This window comes from Carboxylicivirga litoralis (genome assembly GCF_025499605.1).
Lineage (GTDB): Bacteria > Bacteroidota > Bacteroidia > Bacteroidales > Marinilabiliaceae > Carboxylicivirga > Carboxylicivirga litoralis.
In genome coordinates this window covers 24,030-46,729 of record NZ_JAFMVC010000029.1, presented here as the reverse complement: position 1 = coordinate 46,729, position 22,700 = coordinate 24,030, and the positions used below count along the sequence as shown (strand labels likewise).

The window sequence follows — 22,700 nt, the reverse complement described above, 5'->3', positions numbered from 1 at the left end:
GTAGCGGGGGCCCGACTCGAACGGACGACCTTTGGGTTATGAGCCCAACGAGCTACCAACTGCTCCACCCCGCAATATATCTTAATAACACGCTTGTTATCTGTCTCAAATGCGGATGCAAATATAGAACCTTTTAAATTAATGTGCAAATATATTTTTCGCATTTGAGAATTGCATCTTAGCATCTCTTTGGTTAATCCACAGATTTGCAAGGACAAATACAGCAATAAAAAAAACGACTCTACCCGTTGGCAAAACCGTTTTTTCAATAACCTAAACCCAAATCTATGAAAAAAATCTACTGTCAGGATTAAAGCAAGTGCTATGCCACAAATTCTATTTTTTTCAACTTTAAGGTATTTTAAATAAATTGTTAAAATAGTTGAAATAATCACACACTACAATGTTAAAAAGCCGGCTCTACACGTTTGTAAAACCGGCTTTTTCAATAACCTAAACCCAAATCTATGAAAAAAATCTGCCCTACTAATTGCAATAGGTGTACCAAAATTCTTCATCATTTGACAAAAAGAGTAAAAAGATTTTAAAAGGTGTTTTAAATATATTTTATTACGGTTGCGCCACGTTTTTTCAATGATTACTTTTGCATGTTATTCAAAAAATCGAACATGAGCGAGGGCAAAAAAACAGAATTAGGACAATTAGGTGAATTTGGCTTAATCCATCACCTAACCGACAATATAAAACTTAAACATGCATCAACATTAAAAGGAGTAGGCGATGATGCAGCAGTATTGGACTTTCAACAAAAGAAAACAGTGGTAACCACCGACCTGCTGCTTGAAGGCATTCACTTCGACCTGACTTATACACCCCTAAAACACTTGGGTTACAAAGCTGTAGTAGTTAATGTCAGTGACGTTTACGCCATGAATGCTACACCAAAGCAAATTACAGTTTCACTTGGGCTCAGCTCTAAAATGTCGGTTGAAGCAATTGACGAATTATACGAAGGTATTTATGCAGCCTGCGACTATTATAATGTAGATCTGGTTGGTGGAGATACCACATCATCACTAACAGGTTTAACCATTAGCGTAACAGCATTAGGCGAAGGTGAGGAAGGCAAAATGGCTTATCGCAATGGTTCTCAACCTAATGATTTAATTTGTGTCTCCGGCGACTTAGGCGGTGCCTATATGGGTTTACAATTACTAGAGCGTGAAAAAAGAGTTTATGCCGATAACCCACAGGCACAACCTGATTTAAGCGGATACGATTATATATTAGGCCGCCAGTTAAAACCTGAAGCCCGCAAAGAAGTAACTGAATTATTGGACAAGCTAAATGTAGTTCCGACATCGATGATTGATATATCAGATGGTCTATCGAGCGAATTGTTGCACATCTGCACACAATCTAAAACGGGCTGTCGTGTATATGAGAATAAAATTCCAATTGACCCAACCACATCGATGCTGGCCGACGAAATGGGCATTAATCCAACTGTTACAGCTCTAAATGGTGGCGAAGACTATGAATTATTGTTTACCATCAGCCAGGATGACTATGAAAAATTTAAAGATGCCGGTGATGTTAATATTTATATCATTGGTCATATAACGGAAGAAAGCAAAGGCCATTACCTGGTGACAAATGCCGATCAGGAAGTAGAATTGCAAGCACAGGGATGGAACCCAATTAAGAAAAATGATTAATTGTGAATGATTAGTGATTAAAAACACGAGCATTAATCACTAATCATTATTCATTATTCAATTATTTCTATCTTTATCGCATAACCTAATTCAAATGTACGAATATATTAGCGGCAAAATTGCCGAATCAAGCCCGGCTCATGTTGTTATTGATGTTAATGGCATTGGCTACCTTCTGCAGATTTCATTAAATACATTCTCTCGCCTCGAAGGGAAAAGTGAAGCCCAGCTTTTTATACATGAAAACATTCGCGAAGACGCTTTCTCTCTTTTTGGCTTTGCCGAACCATCGGAGCGTGATTTATTTCGCCACCTGATTTCAGTCTCGGGCATTGGAGCCAATACGGCACGTATGATGCTGTCTTCTTTAACACCCGAAGAATTGCGGGGGGCCATCCTGACTGACAATGTTAATGTTATTAAAGGAGTAAAAGGCATTGGAGCTAAAACAGCGCAACGCGTAATTGTCGATCTGAAAGATAAATTAGGTAAAGAACCTGTTGATCAAAAATTATTCGCTAATCAAGACAATACTATCCGCGATGAAGCGTTATCTGCATTAGTAATGTTAGGATTTGCGAAGTCAAGTGCCCAAAAGGCTGTTGACAAATTATTAGCTCAAACACCAACTATGAAAGTGGAGGAGCTAATTAAGCAAGCGCTAAAAATTATGTAATTCAATATATTACATTTCATCTTTGAAAAAAAGACTACAATATACGATTGCCTTCCTCGTTTTAACCATTACCCTCGTAATTGGTGGAACCTCATCGTCGCATGGAAACGTTAGCAACTATAGTAACATAGCTTATCAACAACCAGATACCACACGCACAACCGAGCGCGTTAACTTAAAATACAAGATTAACGACCAGAGTGGAAATCCTCTTCTTGAACAAGAAGAACAAGGCGGTATTGATTTAAATGATCCTTCTAACCTGGATTACAAGGCTGAATACGACTATAAATCAGGTAATGTAACCATTTATCGTAAGATGGGAAACATGGATGTACGCCTGCCCTACTCCATGCCATTGGAGGATTACCTCGATTACGACACCCGCAAATCAGTCCTTTCCTATTGGCGCCAAAAACAGCAGGAAGAATCGGAACAATACAGTGAGCACTCAGCATTCAATCAAATGTGGAAAAATGTGGGTGGTGAAGCGTTCGAAGGTATATTCGGAAGTAATGCAATAAACGTGCGCCTGCAAGGAATGGCCGAATTGCGCGTTGGCATTCAGCACACGAAAATCGATAACCCTACTCTTCAGGAGCGCTTAAGAAAAACAACTACGTTTGACTTTCAGGAAAAAATTCAGATGAACCTGACTGGTACCATTGGTGAAAAACTGAAGTTGGGTGTAAACTATAACACGGAGGCTACCTTCGATTTCGAAAACCAAATCAATTTGGAGTATGAAGGTGGCGAAGACGACATCCTTAAAAAGGTGGAAGCTGGTAATGTCACTTTACCCTTACCAGGGACATTAATTACGGGTAGTCAAAGTCTGTTTGGTGTTAAAACTGAGATGCAGTTTGGAAAATTAACGGTCACCAGCATTTTCTCGCAGCAGAAAGGTGAAACATCGGTCATGAGCATTGAAGGCGGTGCTGAAACACAGGAATTTGAAATTCATGCCGACCAGTACGATCGTAACCGTCACTTCTTCCTGAGTAAGTTTTTTAGAGACAAATATAACGATGCTTTAAAAAGACTACCACTAATCAACAGTGCTATTAACATTACGCGTATTGAAGTATGGGTAACGAACAACCGAAGCGATGTTGATGAATCCAGAAACGTTGTTGGTTTTGTTGACTTAGGTGAAAACCAGCTTAATACATTTAATAGTAGTTGGAGCGGCACACCTAATGTATCACCACGCAACGATGCCAACAACCTGTTTGATGAAATGAACACCACTTATTCGGCTATTCGCGACATCAACCAGGTAACCGCCACCTTAAATGGTGTAATTGAAAATGTGGTAGAATACGAGAAACTTGAAAATGCTCGTAAACTATCTGACACTGAATATTCGGTTCAATCGAAACTGGGATACATTTCGCTTAACACATCTCTGAACGCTGACGAGGTACTCTGCGTGGCATACGAATACACCTACAATGGACAAAGCTATATGGTGGGTGAATTTACCAACACTCAGAATGAAGCAGAAAATGCGCTATTCCTTAAGTTAATTAAACCCACAAACCTGTCTCCGGGTGACCATTCTGTTAATGGCGTAACTAAGCCTAGTCCGACCTGGGACTTAATGATGAAAAACATCTACTCCATTAATGCCTATCAGGTTAATCGCGAAGATTTCATTTTAAATGTAACCTATACCAACGACAGTACAGGTGGTGATATCAACTACATGCCTGAAGGGCCAAATGATGTATTAGGTCAGCAATTTATCCGTTTGATGAATCTGGACAACCTGAACACCAACAACGATTATCAGCCAGATGGTATTTTTGACTACGTTGAAAGCCTAACAATCAAGCCGGATAACGGCCGTATTATCTTCCCTGTCCTGGAACCTTTTGGTAGTAACATGCAGAAAGTTCTTAATGTTGTTGGTAACGAAAATGATCCTCTTTATAAAAAATACGTCTTTCAGTCATTATATGATGAAACACAAATAATTGCTGAACAAGATGCCTCCGTCAATAAATACAAACTAAAAGGCCGATTTAAATCAAGCTCTGGTTCCGAAATATCGTTAAATGCAATGAACATTCCGCAAGGATCGGTTATTGTAACTGCCGGAGGTATTAAGTTGGTTGAAAACACCGATTATACTGTTGATTATACCCTTGGACGTGTACGCATCATCAACCAGGGTATTCTTTCTTCAGGCACACCAATTCAGGTATCGCTCGAAAATCAGTCCTTGTTTGCCTTGCAAACCAAAACACTGATGGGAACGCATATGAACTACCAGTTTAATGAAAACTTCAATATTGGTGGTACATTAATGCACCTTCGCGAACGCCCTCTTACGCAAAAGGTAAACATTGGTGACGAACCGATTGCCAACACTATCTGGGGCTTAAACACCTCGTTCTATACCGAATCGATGGGTATTACCGAATTAATTGACAAACTTCCGTTGGTGGAAACCAAAGAAATGTCGAGCGTAACATTTGAAGGCGAGTTTGCCCAGTTAATTCCGGGTCACCCTAATGTAATTGACGAATCAGGTACTTCATACATTGATGACTTTGAAGGGACCCGGGTGCCCTACGATATGCGCAACTGGCTGGCGTGGCAATTAGCCAGTACACCACAGGACCAAACCGATTTGTTCCCTGAAGCCAGTTTGATTGATGACCTTAAGTATGGTATTAATCGGGCACGCTTTGCCTGGTACACCATTGACCCGTTGTTTTTACGCACCAGCACACAAACACCAAGTCATATTAAAGGTGATGAAGACCAACAAAAGAACCACTTCGTCCGTCAGGTGTTTGAACAGGAAATTTTCCCAAATCGTGAAGCAGCCTATGGGCAGCCAACCAACCTGTCAGTGCTAAACATTGCCTACTACCCTAAGGAACGTGGGCCATATAACTTTGATGCCGGCACAGGGCCTACTGCTGATGGTTTTGGACATGGTATTAATTACGATGGTACCCTTAAAAATCCTGAAGAGCGTTGGGGTGGTATGATGCGTCAGATTGATGTAAATGACTTTGAAGCAGCCAACATTGAGTACATTGAGTTCTGGATGATGGATCCCTATGTGTACGACGACAACATTGATCAAAACGATGGTACCATCTACTTTAACCTTGGTAATATCTCTGAGGATATCTTACGCGATGCCCGTAAATCATTTGAGAATGGCCTACCTGGGCCAGGCGAACCATTTGATGTGGATTCAACTCAATGGGGATATGTATCGCGCAAGCAAAACCTGGTGAATGGCTTTAGTAACGATCCGGCTACACGTCTGGCTCAAGATGTTGGATTAAATGGTATGAACTCGGATGCGGAACGCTACTTCTATCGCAAAAATCCTTATCCTTTCCTGGATATAATAGAGAGTATGGGTGCTGATCTATCAGAAGCAGCCAGGGCCAAGCTAATGGAAGACCCGGCATCCGATGACTTCCTGTACTACCTTGGTGGAGCGCACGATGAGAATAAAACGAGCATTCTGGATCGCTATAAAAACTTCAACAGCCCTGAAGGCAACTCACTACCTTCGGAATATGAAGGTGACGGCACTAAACGAGCTTCCAAGGCATTGCCTGACATGGAAGACATTAACAATGACAACACTTTAAGTGAGTACGAAAGTTATTTTCAGTATGAAGTGCCCATTTCGAAAAACACCATGAGTGTGGAAGCGAACAAATACATTGTTGATAGCCGCGTGGGTGATGTAGAAGATAATGATGGAAAAGTGGCAAATTGGTATTTATTCCGTATTCCTATTCAAAACCCCGATCAAACCATTGGTTCCATTAAAGATTTACGAAGCATTCGCTTTATGCGTATGTTTATGAGAGGATTTAAAGATACTACCATCCTTCGTATGGCAACCCTTGATCTGATTAAAGGCGACTGGCGTAAGTTTGACGAGTCCTTATACGAAAACAGCACTAGTAGTGCCAGTACAGAATTTGAAGTATCCGTTGTAAATATTGAAGAAAACTCTGAAAAAACACCCGTTAACTATGTTTTGCCTCCTGGAATTGATCGTGTAATTGACCCGGCCAACCCACAGTTAAGAGAGTTAAATGAGCAATCGTTATTATTAAAAGTACAAGACCTTGGTGGTGGCGATGCCCGGGCAGTATATAAGAATGTGAGCATTGACATTCGCCAGTATCAACGCATGAAAATGTTTATCCACGCCGAAGATGTGGATGACCAGGGTTTGCTCAACAACGAAATGATGGCCTTCATTCGAATTGGTAGTGACTACAACGATAACTATTACGAATATGAAATTCCGTTGAAGCTAACACCGAAAGGTTCTTATAACAACAATTTGACAGAAGACCGCTACATAGTGTGGCCGGAAGAAAATGAGATGAACATTCCGCTGGACTTATTCCAAACAGTTAAGCTGCGGCGCAACGATGAAAAACGCGTAGAAGGTTCAGATGTATCATTTACCAAAGCCTACACAATACCAGATCCGGATAATCCAACAAACTTTGCATCTGTTAAGGGTAATCCCAACCTAAGTAACATTCGCACCATCACGATGGGTGTGCGTACACGAGGTTCTCAAAGCAGGTCGGTTGAAGTATGGATGAACGAGCTTCGCCTGACAGATTTTAACGAAGAAGGAGGTTGGGCAGCCAACGCACGCATGTCGGTTAAACTGGCCGATTTGGGTAACCTCTCGGTCGCCGGTAAGAAAAGTACCGTTGGTTGGGGTAGCATCGACCAAAACGTACAGGAACGCAGTCAGGAAGATTTTTATCAATACGACATTGCCACCAACCTTGAACTAGGAAAATTATTAGGACCTGAATCGGCCTTGAGCATGCCATTCTATTTTGGCTACTCAAAATCGGTGGCCAGTCCTAAATATTATCCGCTCGATCCAGATATTCCCCTGGAGGTGGCTCTTGATAATGCAGAAAGTGAAGCTGCTCGCGATTCAATTAAAGCCATGTCGCAAAATGTGATTAAGCGCAAGAGCGTTAACTTCACCAATGTAAAGCTAATACCTAAAAAAGACAAAGTTCATTTCTATAGCCCTTCTAATATATCGGCTACTTACTCATACAACGAAACAACCAAACACGACGTAGATACGGACCATTCAACAGACAAGAATTATCGTGGTATTCTGGCCTATAATTACAATGCTCGCCCAAAAGCTGTTGAGCCATTTAAAAAGGCTGTTAATAGCAAAAGCCTGGCATTAATTCGCGATTTCAACTTTTACTATCTGCCGAATCAGATTTCCTATCGCTGGGAGTTTGACCGTCAATACAGGGAGATACAGCTAAGAAATAATACAGGTTCGCCTATCAGTCCAGAACTGACAGTATCCAAAGATTTTGACTGGAACCGTTATTTTGATATGCGATACAATCTGACAAAATCATTGAAACTTAACTTTAAAGCAGTTACCAACGCACGTATCGACGAACCAGAAGGTGCCGTTGACAAAGGCCGTGACCGCGATGCATATTATGAATGGCGCGATGAAGTCTGGCGCAATATTCAAAGCATGGGACGTACAACAACCTATCAGCATAATTTTGATGTTAGTTATACCATCCCAATTAATAAACTACCATTACTCGACTTTACCTCTGCCAATATACAATATCGAGGTATGTATCAGTGGCAGGCACAAGCTCAACTTCAGGAGGTTGAAGGTGAAACAACTCCGGATTGGGGAAACACCATTCGCAACTCTAATGTTATTCAGGGTAATGGCCAGTTGAACATGACGACTTTCTATAAAAAGTTTGATTACCTGAACGAGCTGGATAAAAAATACCGCTCATCGCGCAGAAGAAGGACAAACAATAACAAGGATGGTAAACGAACGGTTCGCTTCAATAAAGCCAATGTCAAACTGGAAAAAGGGGAAACACTGGTCATCAACCATAAACTCAAAACCACAGAAACATCAGTGCGTATCTTTGACGCAACTGGCAAGCCTGTTCGTGGTGAAGTCACTCCACTTGGCAAAAACAAGGTTGAGTTCACGCCTGAGAAATCGGTGGATAATGCCCGTATAATGGTAACCGGAACAGTGACTGAGAATAATTCTCCATTCCAAAAGGTCATTGATTATTCAGCCCTTTTACTGACGTCAACTAAAAATGTTAGCGCATCGTATTCAGAACAAAACGGAACCATCTTGCCCGGGTATGAGCCAACAGCCAGTTTCATGGGCTCTTCAGCAGGTTTTACAGCTCCAGGTCTACCGTTTATTCTTGGTTGGCAGGATCGTAACTTTGCAGAGGATGCAGCAAATAATGGTTGGCTAACGGATGATGAATCCATGGTAAACCCATATGTAATGACCCACGGTGAAGACCTCTCTTTAAAAGTGACACTAGAACCTATCCGTGGGCTTCGCATCGACTTAAATGCCGATAGGAGCTATGAACGTAACATTAATGAATATTATATTGGAGGAAGCTCAACTGCCACAGGACGAACAGCCAATGGGCGCTTCTCGATGAGCTTTAATGCCTTCCGCACAGCCTTTGATAAACCGTCAAGAACAGGAGCTTTAAACTACGATGTGTTTGAAGAATTTAAAAACAATCGCCAGATAATCGCTAGTCGTATCGGGGCAACTGACCTTAACGATCAGGATGTGCTGATTCCGGCCTTTTTAGCGGCGTATTCAGGTAAGAGCGCTAATTCTATTTTTACAGAACAATTCCCAGGCTTATCAAAGATGCAACCGAATTGGCGACTAACCTACGATGGCTTTTCCAGGATTAAGGCTTTTAAAAAGCTTATTAAATCGTTTGATCTCACGCACGCATATCGTTCTACTTATAATATGGGAGCGTATATATCACAAACACCAGAATTTGCGGATGGGCCGATATTAGAATATGATATTAATGCCATTACCGTTTCAGAGCAGTTTAACCCATTAATTGGGGTTAATATTACCTGGACCAATGCTATTACCACACGTGCTGAAATTAAGAAATCGAGAACACTTAGCCTGAGTATGGGTAACAATCAGGTTATTGAGAACTACAACGATGAGATTGTGATTGGTTTGGGTTATCGTTTCGATAAAATGAACCTTATATTTGGCAAAGGTAGCAAACAGAAGTCGGTAAGTAACGATTTAAACCTGCGTGCCGATTTCTCCATTGTGGATAACATTAGTTTTATCCGGAAAATTCAGGAAGAGTACAACCAGTTGACATCAGGTCAGAAAATTACGAAGGTGAAGTTTACGGCTGATTATGCATTAAGCGATCGTTTTAATATGCAGTTGTTTTACGATACAAACATTAATACCCCTTACGTTTCGCTATCGTACCCTATCACTAACTCCAATTTTGGGGTGAGTTTCCGTTTCTCATTAGCTCAATAGATTAATTCTGCTTGGTGATTTTGTTGACTTCGTTAATTGAGATAGAGTATACAACACTTTAACAAACGACATGTTCGAACTTTTATTTATGATTTTTATTAGGGTTTTCCTTTGAACAAAAAACTCTATCGACTGATTGACTGCACTTTAATTAGTACACTACTTTCTTAAAAACAATAAGTTAATACATATGACATAGAATTATTTTAATAAATTCTTTACATTTGAGTCATCGTAATTAAAATAAATCGTTCAATCATGAATGTACCTGAAAATCTAAAGTATACAAAGGACCACGAATGGGTTCTAATTGATGGTGATGTAGCAACCATTGGTATTACAGAATTTGCTCAAGGAGAGTTGGGCGATATCGTTTTTGTTGAAATTGAAACAGAAGACGAAGAGTTGGACAAAGAAGAAGTTTTCGGAACTATTGAAGCCGTTAAAACGGTGTCTGATTTGTACATGCCTATTTCTGGTAAAGTAATTGAAGTTAACCCTGAATTAGAAGATCAGCCTGACTTGGTAAACAAGGAACCATTTGAAGGTGGGTGGATGATTAAAGTTCAGATTGCTGATACAGCTGAGTTAGATAGCTTATTAACAGCTGAGCAATACAAAGAGGTTATCGGTTAATTGACATAACCACAAAGTATATGAAAGCGACCTTAACGGTCGCTTTTTTTATATCAATTGCTTTTCAAACATCAAACGGATGACTGATAAATCAAGCGTTGGATATTGTTGCTGCATTTGTACAAGTTTAGCCAGGTTATTTTTCACAAAAGCCTGATGAGCATCCGACTCCAGGTTAAACGGACGATGCTTTGCTGCCTGATTTAACTTCTCTAACTTTTGAAGTACCTTCTTCCCCATTTCATCGAACTGCGAAGTAATAAATTTGGCCCTGATAAACTCCACTGCTTTTTTCGAAGGATGTAACATATCATCTGCAAAGAAGCGATAATCGCGCAGCTCATCCAGCAGAAGCTCATAAGCAGGGAAGTAATCAACACAATCAAACTCCTCAACCAACTTGTCTATTGCCAATAACAACGTAGACTTGCTTAACTGATTGCCATGCGCTCCGTCCTTCCAATGGCGCACCGGACTAACCGTTAATTGAAAACGCACTTTGGGATTAAGCGCCTTAATCTGCTTTATTAGCTTCTGGTAGCGATGCACAATATCATCAACCGATAGTCGAAAGCGCCTAAAATCAGCTGCCGGATATTTATGACAGTTGGATACGATCATTCCAGATTCATTGTGCTCATACACCCATGCTGTTCCAAAGGTGATTATAAAGGTATCAACAGTGTTTAGGAAGGCTGCACTCTTTGTAAACGAAGAATTGACCGAATTAAGAAAGGCTTGCTCATCATTTGCATTGAATTGGCTATGGTGATAAAATGAATGAAAAACCTTGTCTTTTTCTAATACATCTACGCTTGTAAAAGACTGCCCACCCAATAGGCGTTCTAACGAATTGGCAATTGAAAATGGATTATATAAAACCCCAAAGGGGTTCACCATTGCATTAAGGCAATTCGCTTTAAAATAGTCGCCAATATTGGTCGCAAAACAGCTACCGATAAACAGCAGCTTATCATCGTATTTAATCAGCTTGTCACTGATGGGTACTTTTACTTCCGTTCTGAAACTATCCATATTAAATCTAATATTTATCGAAAATAAGAAAAGAAGAGAAACAAAAAAAGCCGTTTAACACTAGGTTAAACGGCTTGATAAATATCTTCAGCTAATTACATGACTAGCTTATATCCTTTACCGTGTACGTTGATAATTTCAACACTTGGTTCATCTTTCAAGTGCTTGCGTAGTTTAGTGATATATACATCCATGCTTCTTGCATTGAAATAATTATCGTCTACCCAGATGGTTTTTAATGCAAAATTACGCTCCAGTACTTTGTTGGCGTTGGTACAAAGCAACTTTAACAGCTCCGATTCTTTGGTGGTTAACTTAATGGTGTTATCACCTTCTATTAATTGTTGCTTCTGCGTATCAAACTTGTATTTTCCAAGCTGATAAAACTCCTGAGCAGCATTACCTCCTTTGGTACGACGTAAAATAGCTTCAATACGGAACAATAACTCTTCCATGCTGAAGGGCTTTGTCAGGTAATCGTCGGCACCAATTTTAAATCCCTGGAAGATATCTTCTTTAAGCGATTTGGCTGTTAAAAAGATGATAGGCACTTCGGTATTCACCATTCGAATATCTTTAGCCAATGAAAATCCATCTTTTTTAGGCATCATCACATCCAGGATGCAAATGTCATATTTATTGGCCATGAAAGCTTTATAACCTTCTTCGCCATCAGGCATTAAATCAGTTTTAAGACCTTTTGCTTCTAGATATTCACGAAGCAACATACCTAGATTTTCATCATCTTCGGTTAGGAGGATTTTATACTCTTTTTCCATTCTTTTGTGTTTTTTAGAGGTAGGAAAATGTCAAATTTTGTACCAACTTCAATTTCGCTTTCAACAGAAATTTGTCCACCATGGTCATCGATTATCTTTTTAACGTATGCTAAGCCTAAACCAAAACCTTTTACGTTATGAACATTTCCTGTTGGTACGCGATAAAACTTTTCAAAAATACGTTTGAGGTTATCCTTTGATATCCCCATGCCATTATCTTTAACAGAAATGACTATTCCATTGTTCTTATTCCATGTTTTGACGTAAAGAACAGGAGCCCCCTTCCTGTATTTAACGGCATTGTCAAGCAAGTTATAAATAACATTTGTAAAATGCACTTCATCTACCGTAATAATGCTATTTTTTGCTTCCAGACGCTCAATTATCTTGCCTTGCTGGTTCTCAACCTTTATTCGAAAGTTATTCGTCACATGATGAATCAGGTCATTTACATCGAGCCTTTTCATCTTGAGACCTGACTTGCCTTTCTCGAAAATAGCCATTTGCAAGACCTTCTCAACCTGGAAACTCAGACGTTTGCTTTCATCCTGAATAACACCTGAAATATGCTGCAAGGTCTTTGGTGTTTTAGCCACCGAACCATCTTTCAGCATTTGCGACGCCAATGATATAGTTGAGATTGGTGTTTTAAACTCATGCGTCATATTGTTGATAAAGTCGTTCTTTATCTGATCCAGGCGCTTTTGACGTACGATAATAATAATCGTTACAATAGAGAGAAGGATGACAATGAGGGTAAATGCAGCTGAAGGTACAACCAAACCCATCGATTCCAATATTGGATTGGGCTTCTCGGTAAACATTACCTTTAAGTAATTGGCCTGCTGGTGATAATCATTGGGGAATAATAGTTGAGTATACAGTTCATCAGGTTCACTATCGGTATAATTCTTTGTTTGATGAACTAACTGTTTTTTGGAATTGATTACTGCAAACTCAAACGGCGATACAATCCCTTTGGCTTCAAGCATTTCAAAAATATAGGCCTCTAATCGTATGATGTCAATGCGATTTTCAATGGGCTCATCCTGAATTAATGACTTCACCTGGGCTTCGCGTTGCTTTTCAGTTCTGCGACGCATATCATTTTGTATGGCTGTCATGGCGCCACTAAAAGGATCAATACGCTCAACACTACTAAATTGTGTACGTCCCTGAAAGGTTGTAACTAAAGAATCTTTTTTATATTGTGAGAAACTATATACGCCGGTTGCATTTAGATTCAGCTCAAATCGATAATCCTGTGCATCTTCACCTGCTTGCCTCTCTTTTCCTTTGAAATATTTATTCTCATTACGTAAACTAGCAGGCACCTTACTATTGGGGTTAGTAAATTGCGATACCCGAGCCAGACGAATATCTTCATCTTTCTCAAGGCGCACAATAACGTTGTCTAAGGCTGAACGAACAGCCTGGTCAAACTGCTCTTCTTCAATCGTAGAAGCATTTAAAATCCACATGGCTTGAATGTAAGTAATACCAACCAATGCGATGGCCATTATGATGGTTAGTCCAAGAATGAATTTTTTACTCATGAAAACAAAAATAGCAGGCTGAAATGATTATCCGCGCATATTAACATTAATTAACAGCACTTTTTTGTAAAGACATGTTAATCACCTATTTCGCTTCGCGTAATCGCAGTTCTTTAAGTGTATTTCTGGCGGCATTTTGTTGGGCTTCCTTTTTCGAAAAACCTTCGCCTTGTCCAATCACCTCTCCTTCCACAGCAGCTCTGGCAATAAAGGTAGGTGCTGCCCCTTCTGAAATATGTTTCTCTTCGGTAATAAAATGCACACTTTGCTTGTGCTTTTGTCCCCATTCGATAAGGAGCGATTTGTAGTTACTGTCTTTTTTAGCAACTTGCTTCAAATCCACATATTCAAGGACAATCTGATTTAGTACAAATTTCTCACAAACCTCATAACCCTTATCTACATACACAGCTCCAATTAATGCCTCCAAAGCATCACCAAGAATACTGGTTTGTGAAATGTCAATTTTTGATTGCGCGTTCACCCAATCACCCAGCCCCATCTTTAGGGCAATATCGTTAAGCAGGGAGCGGTTAACAATTCTCGAACGGGTCTTGGTTAAGAAGCCTTCGTTCTTATTAGGGAAACGATTATAAAGCACATTAGCCACTATAGCGCCTAACATAGCATCTCCCAGGTACTCTAAACGTTCATTATTAACAAACCTTCTATCCTTTCCTTTAATCATAGCTGATTTGTGGATAAAGGCCTGTTTATAAATAGAAATATCACCCGGAATTATTCCGGTTACCTTTTTTATAAAACTATAAAACTTTCCCCTCCGTAGAGAGAAAAGTTTTATAATGTGCAAAAGCGGTTTAATCACAGCTTTTCTACAATGCTTTAAATACAACAGATGCATTGTGACCACCAAATCCAAATGTATTGGATAATGCCACTTTAACGTCTCTCTTCTGCGCTTTATTAAAAGTTAAATTAAGCGCATTGTCAAGTTCTGGATCGTCTTCAAAGTGGTTAATTGTTGGAGGTACAACCCCATCATTAATTGCCATGATACATGCCATTGCTTCAACAGCTCCGGCCGCACCAAGTAAGTGTCCTGTCATTGATTTTGTTGAACTGATGTTCAACTTGTAGGCATGCTCACCGAAAACTTCTTTAATGGCTTTCGTTTCTGCAACATCACCAAGTGGTGTAGCAGTACCGTGCACATTAATGTAGTCAACTTCGGTAGGGTCAATACCATTATCTGACAAAGCACCTTGCATTACTCTCTTAGCTCCTAGTCCTTCAGGATGTGGTGCGGTTAAGTGATGAGCATCAGCCGTCATACCAGCACCTACTAACTCGCAGTAGATTCTAGCACCACGTGCTTTGGCGTGCTCATATTCTTCAAGAATAATAGAAGCACCACCTTCTCCCATCACAAAACCGTCACGTCCTTTATCGAATGGACGAGAGGCTGTTTTCGGATCGTCATTACGGGTAGAAATCGCCTTCATGCTACTAAACCCACCTAAACCGGCTTCGTTAATAGCAGCTTCTGAACCACCTGTTACAAACGCATTTGCTTTACCTAAACGAATTAAATTATACGCATCGGCAATGGCATTAGTTGATGATGCACATGCCGAAATCGTACCGAAGTTAGGCCCACGGAAACCATATTTCATCGAAATATGTCCTGGCGCAATATCAGCAATCATTTTCGGAATGAAAAAAGGATTGAAACGTGGTGTTCCATCCCCTTTTGCATAACCTTCAACTTCAGCCTGGAAAGTGTTTATACCACCGATTCCTGCCCCCCAGATAACACCAACCATATTGTTATCGATGTCTTCTGAGTCAAGCTTTGCATCAGCAATAGCTTCATTGGCAGCAACAATAGCATACTGGGCAAATAAATCCAAAGTACGCATTTCTCTACGATCGAAATGGTCTTTTGGATCAAAGCCCTTTACTTCACAAGCAAACTGTGTTTTAAACTTAGCGGCATCAAAATGAGTAATAGGTGCAGCCCCACTTACTCCATTTACCATATTGGTCCAGGTTTCCTTAGCGGTATTACCTAGCGGAGTGATGGCACCAAGCCCCGTAACAACTACTCTTTTTAACTCCATAACTACTTTTAAAGTATCCTACAGTTTCTTACTTTGCGTTTTCTTCGATGTAAGCAACAGCGTCACCTACAGTACCGATATTCTCAGCCTGATCGTCTGGAATAGCGATATTGAATTCTTTTTCGAATTCCATGATTAACTCAACAGTGTCAAGTGAGTCAGCTCCTAAGTCATTAGTGAAGCTTGCTTCTGGAGTAACTTCAGTCTCGTCAACTCCTAATTTGTCTACGATAATTGCTTTTACTCTTGATGCAACGTCTGACATAGCTCTAAGATTTTTAAATTAATACTAAAAAATGTTCTTAAACAACTTTGCAAAGAAATACATTTGTGGATAATAATTCAAACTTCGTGTAAAGAAAATGACATTTCATGGTCATTTTTACCTATTTTTGTCATAGTTTTTTACTTTTTTAAAAGTCTGCAATTACAAGAAAATGAAAAAGATAGTTCTGTTTGCATCCGGTTCTGGATCAAATGTAGAAAACATTGTTAAATATTTTAAAGAAAATACAAAGGTCGAAATAAGCAAGGTTTACACCAATAACCCAAACGCCTATGTTATTGAGCGTTGCAAAAACCTCGACCTTCCTTGTCAAATATTCGGTCGAAAAGAGTTTCGCGAAGACCTGTCAGTTTTAACCGATATTCAGGCTATTCAACCCGATTTAATCGTGTTGGCCGGATTTTTATGGCTTGTTCCATCTGCTTATGTAGATGCATTTCCTGATAAGATTATTAATATACATCCGGCCTTATTACCAAAATATGGTGGCAAGGGTATGTTTGGACAACATGTGCACGAAGCTGTGGTTGCCAATAACGAGCAAGAATCAGGCATTACTATACACTATGTCAACGAAAAGTATGATGATGGAAATATTATACGACAAGAGAAATGCAATTTAGAAGCCAACGACACGGCAGATGATGTGGCCTCAAAAGTACATGCCCTCGAATATAAATACTTTCCTATTGCAATAGAAGAAATTTTAAAGGCATAAAAAAAGGAGCTCGAAAGGCTCCTTCTTTATTTTATCTCTTCATATTTGACTATTCAGTAATTATCGGCAATTGCAACGAATCCAACTGATGCTTCAGTGGTTCTATAAACATGGTGAAAGCCGGCATGTTCTCTTCTTTTACCGGATTAACAGGCGGTGCGTCAATTTTCAATGGATCGACAGGTTTTCCATTCTTAAATACCCGAAAATCGAGGTGTGGCCCTGTTGACAAGCCTGTAGAACCCACATACCCTATTAGCTGCCCTTGTTTTACATACGTACCTTTTGTAATACCTTTTGCAAATCCATGCAAGTGCATATAAACGGTTGTATATACACTATTGTGCTTTATCTTTAAATAATTACCTCCGCCTCGCTTTTGATACGCTCTGGCAATAACACGCCCATCTCCCAAGGCATAAACAGGCGTTCCGGTTGGAGCTGCATAATCAATACCATGATGCGGACGACGAATCTTCAATACCGGATGCAATCGACTGTTCGAAAAGCGGCTGCTAATGCGCGAGAACTTCAACGGCGCTTTTAAGAATGCCTTACGTAAACTCTGTCCTTGTTCATCGAAAAAATGCTCAACACTATCTTCGGCATAACTAAAAGCATAATAGTCCCTGCCTCGATGATGAAATACAGCCGAATGAATTTTTCCAATGCCAATACTTACACTGTCGACATACTGCTCGTCGTAATACACCTTGAAATTATCCCCTTTCTCAATACCAAAGAAATCAACTGTCCAAGCAAAAATCTCTGATAATTCAATCGCCAATAGCGGATTGATATCATGCTCGGTCATCGTCACCCACAACGATGAGTTTATAACACCAGTTGCCGTCTTTGGAACATTGCGCGTTTCTTTCACATCGCGATAGACATGGATAGAATCGGCCAGTGACACCACCACATAATCCGTATTGTCAATAGCATAAACAAAATGATTCAGTTGCTTTAGTGAATCATTACTATAAAACAAAGTATATCGATTGCCCACTTTAATTTTTCGCACATCAAAAACCGGCTTGGTCTTTTCAACAATGGTATTAATGGTTGGATAATCAACACCTGCTTTCAGGAATACATCGGCCAAAAACTGATTGCGCTTGACTTTGTTTTCTTCAATCTGAAATGAATCAACCGGCAAACCATAAAGCAACTCTGGCTCCGGTATTTCAATCACCGCAATCGAATCCAAGGTTTCTTCGGTTACAACTGAACGTGGGTGATTGTATCGATGAAAAGTAAAATAAACTGCCGAAATAACAAGAATTGCTACCACAGCTATCGTAATTAATTTCTTTTTGGTCATTGGAATTTTATTTGAAGTGCATGCAAGTTAATAATAGTTGATTAGTTTTTTAGCCAGTAGACAGAAGTTTATTCAAGCGCACTTCATAAATATTAAACATATACAATACTAAATTTTAATCTTATCAAACCCTTGTCCATAAACTCCCATCACAGTACCTACAGTTATAAACGCATCAGGGTCAATTTGCTTGACCACCTTGAATATCTCCTGCGTTTCACTTTTACGGGCAATCACCATCAGCACCTGGCGGTCTTCACCAGAGTAACCACCTTTGCCATGCAAAATGGTTAACCCTCTCTCAGCTTCAAAAATAACCGACTTGCGCAATTCTTCCGGTTTCTTAGAAATAATAAAGAACTGAACAGTTTGTTTATTACCCGATATCACCAAATCAACAGTGTAAGCCAGAATAGCCATGGTCATAAAACCGTATACTACTGTTTCGATAGACGACGTTTGAACCAGGAAGAAAGAAGATGTAATAATCAACACATCCATCCCCAACAGAAGACGTCCCAAGCTGATATTTTTGTACTTATTAATAATCATGGCGATGATATCAACACCTCCGGTGCTGCCACCATTGACAAAAACAATTCCGGCACCTAATCCTGCCAGCATTCCTCCAATGATGGCATTCATCATTAGTTCAGAAACCACTGGCTGTTCAAAGAGGGGACGAAACAGTGTTAACAAACCGGACATAACCAATACACAATAGATTGTTTTAATACCAAATGAGGCACCTAACACACGCATGGCCAAAAGAATCAGAAAAGCATTGATCACCAATGAAGTTAATCCGATATCAAAGCCCATGGTTAAATACATAATAGTGGCGATACCGGTTAAGCCTCCACCCACAATTTTAGCAGGAATTAGAAAGGCCGTCCACCCCAGGGTTCCGATCACTAACCCAAGTGTGAGCATAAAATAACTCCGCAACTCCTTTAAAATGGCTGTTTTCTTTTGCATGATCTTCTTATTTACTCATCCGATGAATATGACAAGTCATTTATGTTCATCCGATGAGTTGTTGTTAAAAGCTTAAAAAAAGCCCGCAAGAAAAAAACTTGCAGGCTTTCGTATACTATTCTATTATTACTGTTAACCTACAACAATATTGATAATCTTCTTAGGAACGATAATGACTTTACGAACCGTTTTACCTTCTAACCATTTGGCGGCAGAATCATGTTCCATCACCGATTTTTCAATATCTGCATTATTCATATCAGCAGGCAAATCAATTTTAAAACGCATCTTACCATTGAACGACACCGGGTAAGTTACCGATGACTCCACTAAGAAGCTTTCATTCAACTCCGGCCACTTCGCATCACAAACGGTTGTAGTATTACCTAAGTTATGCCATAACTCCTCACACATATGAGGTGCAAAGGGTGCTAACAAGGCCAATAGTGGTTCTAATATTTCGCGCTTGTTACATTTTAAATCGTTCAACTCGTTGACACAAATCATAAAGGCACTCACGCAAGTATTGAACGAGAAGCGCTCTACATCTTCGGTAATCTTCTTAATGGTGCGGTGCAACACTTTCAATTCATCCGGTGTGGCTTTCTCATCGCTAACTACAAAAGCATCATCCTTATAGAATAAACGCCATGTTTTGCGCAAGAACTTATGAACGCCATCAATACCGTTGGTGTCCCACGGTTTTGACTGCTCCAATGGACCTAAGAACATCTCGTATAAACGCAATGTATCTGCTCCATAATCCGCGATGATGGTATCCGGGTTCACCACGTTATACATCGACTTGGACATTTTTTCAACCGCCCAGCCACAGATATATTTACTATCTTCAAGGATGAATTCGGCATTGGCATAATCAGGACTCCACTTTTTAAAAGCTTCCATATCCAACTCATCGTTGCGAACAATGTTCACATCCACATGAATTGGCTGCACATCATGTTCTTTACGCAAGTTATAAGAAACAAAAGTATTGGTTCCTTTTTTACGATACACAAAGTTTGAACGTCCCTGAATCATTCCCTGGTTAATCAACTTCTTGTATGGCTCGTCTTTAATGACTTCACCAATATCGAACAAGAATTTGTTCCAGAAACGTGAGTAAATCAAGTGACCAGTGGCATGCTCGGTACCACCAATGTATAAATCAACATCTTGCCAGTACTCGTTGGCTTCTTTACCAACCAAGGCCTTGTCGTTTTTAGGATCCATGTAACGTAAATAATACGCCGATGAACCGGCAAAACCAGGCATGGTATTTAATTCCAAAGGATAACCTTCTTCTGTTTCCCAACCTTTGGCACGACCCAATGGCGGTTCACCCTGTTCTGTTGGCAAATATTTATCAATCTCAGGTAACTCCAAAGGCAACTTTGATTCATCCAACATATAAGGCATATTATCCTTATAATAGACCGGAAATGGCTCGCCCCAATAACGTTGGCGACTAAAAATAGCATCGCGCAAACGGTAGTTCACTTTCACTTTACCGATGCCTTTTTCGGCAATATATTCTTTGGTTTTGGCAATGGCCTCTTTCACATCCAGTCCATCGATGATGCCCGAGTTAACCATCGTTCCTTCTTTCGAGTCAATTGAATCTTCCCATGTTGCCGGGTCCGTTTCTTCAGATCCAACAGGAATCACCACCTGGCGGATTGGTAAATTAAAATGTTTGGCAAAAGCAAAGTCGCGCGAATCGTGCGCCGGCACTGCCATAATGGCTCCTGTTCCGTAGCCTGCCAATACATAGTCGCTAATCCACACCGGAATCTCCTCGTTGGTTAATGGGTTGATAGCATAGGCACCAGAGAATACCCCAGTTACTTTTTTCACCTCAGCCATACGCTCACGCTCGGTACGTTTTTTTGTTTCGGCAATATAAACATCAACAGCAGCTCGTTGTTCTAGCGTAGTTAATTGATCAACCAACTCACTTTCAGGTGCCAACACCATAAACGTTACGCCATACACAGTATCCGCACGCGTGGTAAAGATTTCCATCTCTACGTCTGAATCTTTGGCTTTGAAGGTCATCTCAGCACCTTCCGAACGACCAATCCAGTTACGTTGTATTTCTTTTAACGAATCGCTCCAGTCCACATTATCCAGTCCGGTTAATAAGCGATCAGCATAAGCAGATACTCGCAACGACCACTGACGCATTACTTTTTGCTCTACCGGATGACCACCACGCACCGACAAACCTTCCTTCACCTCATCGTTGGCCAAAACAGTTCCTAAAGCCGGACACCAGTTCACCATGGTATCAGCCAAATAAGCCAAACGATAGTTTAATAAAATAGTCTGTTGCTCTTTCTCACTCTTGGCTTTCCACTCATCAGCCGTGAAGTTTAACTCTTCGCTGCAAGCGATGTCTAAACCTTCAGTCCCGGTTGTTGCAAACACCTGCTCCAGTTCTGCGATTGGACGAGCCTGCTTAGCCTGGTTGCAGTAGTAGTGATTAAACATCTGAATAAAGGCCCACTGTGTCCAATGGTAATAGTTGGGGTCACAGGTCTTCACCTCACGATCCCAATCGTAACAGAAACCAATTTTATCGAGTTGCTCGCGGTAACGGTTCAGGTTATTTTCTGTGGTAATAGCCGGGTGCTGACCTGTTTGAATCGCATATTGTTCAGCAGGTAGTCCGTAGGCATCGTAGCCCATTGGGTGCAACACATTGAAACCGTTTAAACGCTTATAGCGGCTATAAATATCAGAAGCGATGTAACCGAGTGGATGACCTACGTGCAATCCCGCTCCCGATGGATAAGGGAACATATCTAACACATAGTATTTTGGACGAGAGTTGTCCACCTCCACTTTGTAAACCTTGCTATCGCTCCAGTGCTTTTGCCACTTTTGTTCTAACTCTTTAAAATTGTATTCCATGATATTTTATTGACTTAATGCGACTTGCGCACAATTCTCTTCTATTCATTTTTACTTCCCTCAGATGACGCAATCCCGATAGCTATCGGGACGCAGAATCAACTCCACCTTTAGGATTTTTCTTTCAAAATACGAAATTAGTAAAACTTATTAAAAGGATGAGGGATACAGGGTTGGGAAATGTGATGATTTAGGACAATTTGTTATTGAGGCAGAAGATAGGAGACCGAAGATATAGATGTCATCTATAATTTATTTATTGCCTATATAGATGACATCCGTAATGCTTAACTTTTTTGTTTTCTTATTTGAACGCCGTTCAAGTTCCATAACATTTTTTTCAACTACCTTTGATATCCATGAATGAATATATTTTTCAAAACCTAAACATTGGATTAGTAGAATAATTGGAGTTTCGATCACATCGATAATTTTGTATTATACCTTTTCAATATTTTTTGATGTAACTACAACCTATAATCTTTTATTTATAACCATTTGGCTTTTCTTTATTATAATTAATCAAATAGAAGAAATAAGTATATCTCAAGATTCTGTAATTACCGAACAGAGGTCTTTAATACCTCTCCTAAGTTTTAAAAAAACTATCAAGTTTACCGACATACAATCCATTAGAACTATATCAAAT

At 40.0% G+C, this 22,700-nt stretch carries 14 protein-coding genes and 1 tRNA gene; 5 read left to right on the top strand and 10 right to left on the bottom strand.

Annotated features, from left to right (window positions below; genetic code table 11):
* Window position 1: 1 nt before the first annotated feature.
* Window positions 2-74, bottom strand: a tRNA-Met gene (locus tag J1N10_RS18205).
* A 555-nt stretch (window positions 75-629) separates the two neighbouring features.
* Here J1N10_RS18205 and thiL point away from each other — a divergent pair.
* The 4 genes from thiL (at window position 630) to gcvH (ending at window position 10,378) form a co-directional block, all read left to right on the top strand.
* The gene (gene thiL / locus J1N10_RS18200) at window positions 630-1,679 is read left to right on the top strand and encodes a thiamine-phosphate kinase (RefSeq protein WP_262328163.1); all 1,050 of its coding nucleotides are present in this window, start codon (window positions 630-632) and stop codon (window positions 1,677-1,679) included.
* A 94-nt stretch (window positions 1,680-1,773) separates the two neighbouring features.
* A complete protein-coding gene (ruvA, locus tag J1N10_RS18195) occupies window positions 1,774-2,355 on the top strand; it encodes a Holliday junction branch migration protein RuvA (protein ID WP_262328162.1) in 582 nt (193 codons plus the stop codon).
* A 22-nt stretch (window positions 2,356-2,377) separates the two neighbouring features.
* Complete coding sequence (gene sov / locus J1N10_RS18190; protein ID WP_262328161.1) at window positions 2,378-9,742, top strand: T9SS outer membrane translocon Sov/SprA; 7,365 nt, start codon at window positions 2,378-2,380, stop codon at window positions 9,740-9,742.
* A 258-nt stretch (window positions 9,743-10,000) separates the two neighbouring features.
* Window positions 10,001-10,378, top strand: coding sequence for a glycine cleavage system protein GcvH (gene gcvH / locus J1N10_RS18185; protein ID WP_262328160.1), 378 nt, complete (start codon window positions 10,001-10,003; stop codon window positions 10,376-10,378).
* Window positions 10,379-10,426: 48 nt separating this feature from the next.
* Here gcvH and J1N10_RS18180 read toward each other — a convergent pair whose 3' ends face one another.
* The 6 genes from J1N10_RS18180 to J1N10_RS18155 all read right to left on the bottom strand — a co-directional run bounded on the left by J1N10_RS18180 (window position 10,427) and on the right by J1N10_RS18155 (window position 16,094).
* A complete protein-coding gene (locus tag J1N10_RS18180; protein ID WP_262328159.1) occupies window positions 10,427-11,413 on the bottom strand; it encodes a GSCFA domain-containing protein in 987 nt (328 codons plus the stop codon).
* Between the two features lie 95 nt (window positions 11,414-11,508).
* Entirely contained in the window at window positions 11,509-12,192 is a 684-nt protein-coding gene (gene rprY, locus J1N10_RS18175; protein WP_200466669.1) for a response regulator transcription factor RprY, read from the bottom strand.
* Window positions 12,165-13,748, bottom strand: a complete 1,584-nt coding sequence (locus J1N10_RS18170) for a sensor histidine kinase (RefSeq protein ID WP_262328158.1) — start codon at window positions 13,746-13,748, stop codon at window positions 12,165-12,167. The genes rprY and J1N10_RS18170 overlap by 28 nt, the downstream gene beginning before the upstream one ends.
* An 85-nt stretch (window positions 13,749-13,833) precedes the next feature.
* Entirely contained in the window at window positions 13,834-14,610 is a 777-nt protein-coding gene (gene rnc, locus J1N10_RS18165) for a ribonuclease III (RefSeq protein ID WP_262328157.1), read from the bottom strand.
* Entirely contained in the window at window positions 14,582-15,829 is a 1,248-nt protein-coding gene (fabF, locus tag J1N10_RS18160; protein WP_262328156.1) for a beta-ketoacyl-ACP synthase II, read from the bottom strand. Before fabF ends, rnc begins: the two co-directional genes overlap by 29 nt.
* Window positions 15,830-15,857: 28 nt before the next feature.
* Window positions 15,858-16,094 carry an acyl carrier protein gene (locus tag J1N10_RS18155; RefSeq protein ID WP_200466673.1) on the bottom strand — a complete coding sequence of 79 codons (237 nt, stop codon included), beginning with the start codon at window positions 16,092-16,094 and terminating at the stop codon, window positions 15,858-15,860.
* Between the two features lie 172 nt (window positions 16,095-16,266).
* On the opposite strand from J1N10_RS18155, the gene purN reads away from it, so the two are divergent.
* Window positions 16,267-16,833, top strand: a complete 567-nt coding sequence (purN, locus tag J1N10_RS18150) for a phosphoribosylglycinamide formyltransferase (protein WP_262328155.1) — start codon at window positions 16,267-16,269, stop codon at window positions 16,831-16,833.
* Window positions 16,834-16,882: 49 nt separating this feature from the next.
* Here the strand turns inward: purN and J1N10_RS18145 are convergent, their stop codons facing one another.
* The 3 genes from J1N10_RS18145 to leuS form a co-directional block, all read right to left on the bottom strand.
* Window positions 16,883-18,157 (bottom strand): peptidoglycan DD-metalloendopeptidase family protein, encoded by a 1,275-nt coding sequence (locus tag J1N10_RS18145; protein WP_262328154.1) that lies wholly within the window; start codon window positions 18,155-18,157, stop codon window positions 16,883-16,885.
* A gap of 108 nt (window positions 18,158-18,265) precedes the next feature.
* The gene (locus J1N10_RS18140) at window positions 18,266-19,135 is read right to left on the bottom strand and encodes a YitT family protein (protein WP_262328153.1); all 870 of its coding nucleotides are present in this window, start codon (window positions 19,133-19,135) and stop codon (window positions 18,266-18,268) included.
* Between the two features lie 132 nt (window positions 19,136-19,267).
* Window positions 19,268-22,051, bottom strand: a complete 2,784-nt coding sequence (gene leuS / locus J1N10_RS18135) for a leucine--tRNA ligase (RefSeq protein WP_262328152.1) — start codon at window positions 22,049-22,051, stop codon at window positions 19,268-19,270.
* Window positions 22,052-22,700: the final 649 nt, after the last annotated feature.

What these genes read in the sequence shown, in the direction of transcription:
- thiL (WP_262328163.1), top strand. Translation starts at nt 630, where the DNA reads ATGAGCGAGGGCAAAAAAACAGAATTAGGACAATTAGGTGAATTTGGC.
- ruvA (WP_262328162.1), top strand. Translation starts at nt 1,774, where the DNA reads ATGTACGAATATATTAGCGGCAAAATTGCCGAATCAAGCCCGGCTCAT.
- gcvH (WP_262328160.1), top strand. Translation starts at nt 10,001, where the DNA reads ATGAATGTACCTGAAAATCTAAAGTATACAAAGGACCACGAATGGGTT.
- J1N10_RS18180 (WP_262328159.1), bottom strand. Translation starts at nt 11,413, where the DNA reads ATGGATAGTTTCAGAACGGAAGTAAAAGTACCCATCAGTGACAAGCTG.
- rprY (WP_200466669.1), bottom strand. Translation starts at nt 12,192, where the DNA reads ATGGAAAAAGAGTATAAAATCCTCCTAACCGAAGATGATGAAAATCTA.
- J1N10_RS18170 (WP_262328158.1), bottom strand. Translation starts at nt 13,748, where the DNA reads ATGAGTAAAAAATTCATTCTTGGACTAACCATCATAATGGCCATCGCA.
- rnc (WP_262328157.1), bottom strand. Translation starts at nt 14,610, where the DNA reads ATGCATCTGTTGTATTTAAAGCATTGTAGAAAAGCTGTGATTAAACCG.
- fabF (WP_262328156.1), bottom strand. Translation starts at nt 15,829, where the DNA reads ATGGAGTTAAAAAGAGTAGTTGTTACGGGGCTTGGTGCCATCACTCCG.
- J1N10_RS18155 (WP_200466673.1), bottom strand. Translation starts at nt 16,094, where the DNA reads ATGTCAGACGTTGCATCAAGAGTAAAAGCAATTATCGTAGACAAATTA.
- purN (WP_262328155.1), top strand. Translation starts at nt 16,267, where the DNA reads ATGAAAAAGATAGTTCTGTTTGCATCCGGTTCTGGATCAAATGTAGAA.
- J1N10_RS18145 (WP_262328154.1), bottom strand. Translation starts at nt 18,157, where the DNA reads ATGACCAAAAAGAAATTAATTACGATAGCTGTGGTAGCAATTCTTGTT.
- J1N10_RS18140 (WP_262328153.1), bottom strand. Translation starts at nt 19,135, where the DNA reads ATGCAAAAGAAAACAGCCATTTTAAAGGAGTTGCGGAGTTATTTTATG.
- leuS (WP_262328152.1), bottom strand. Translation starts at nt 22,051, where the DNA reads ATGGAATACAATTTTAAAGAGTTAGAACAAAAGTGGCAAAAGCACTGG.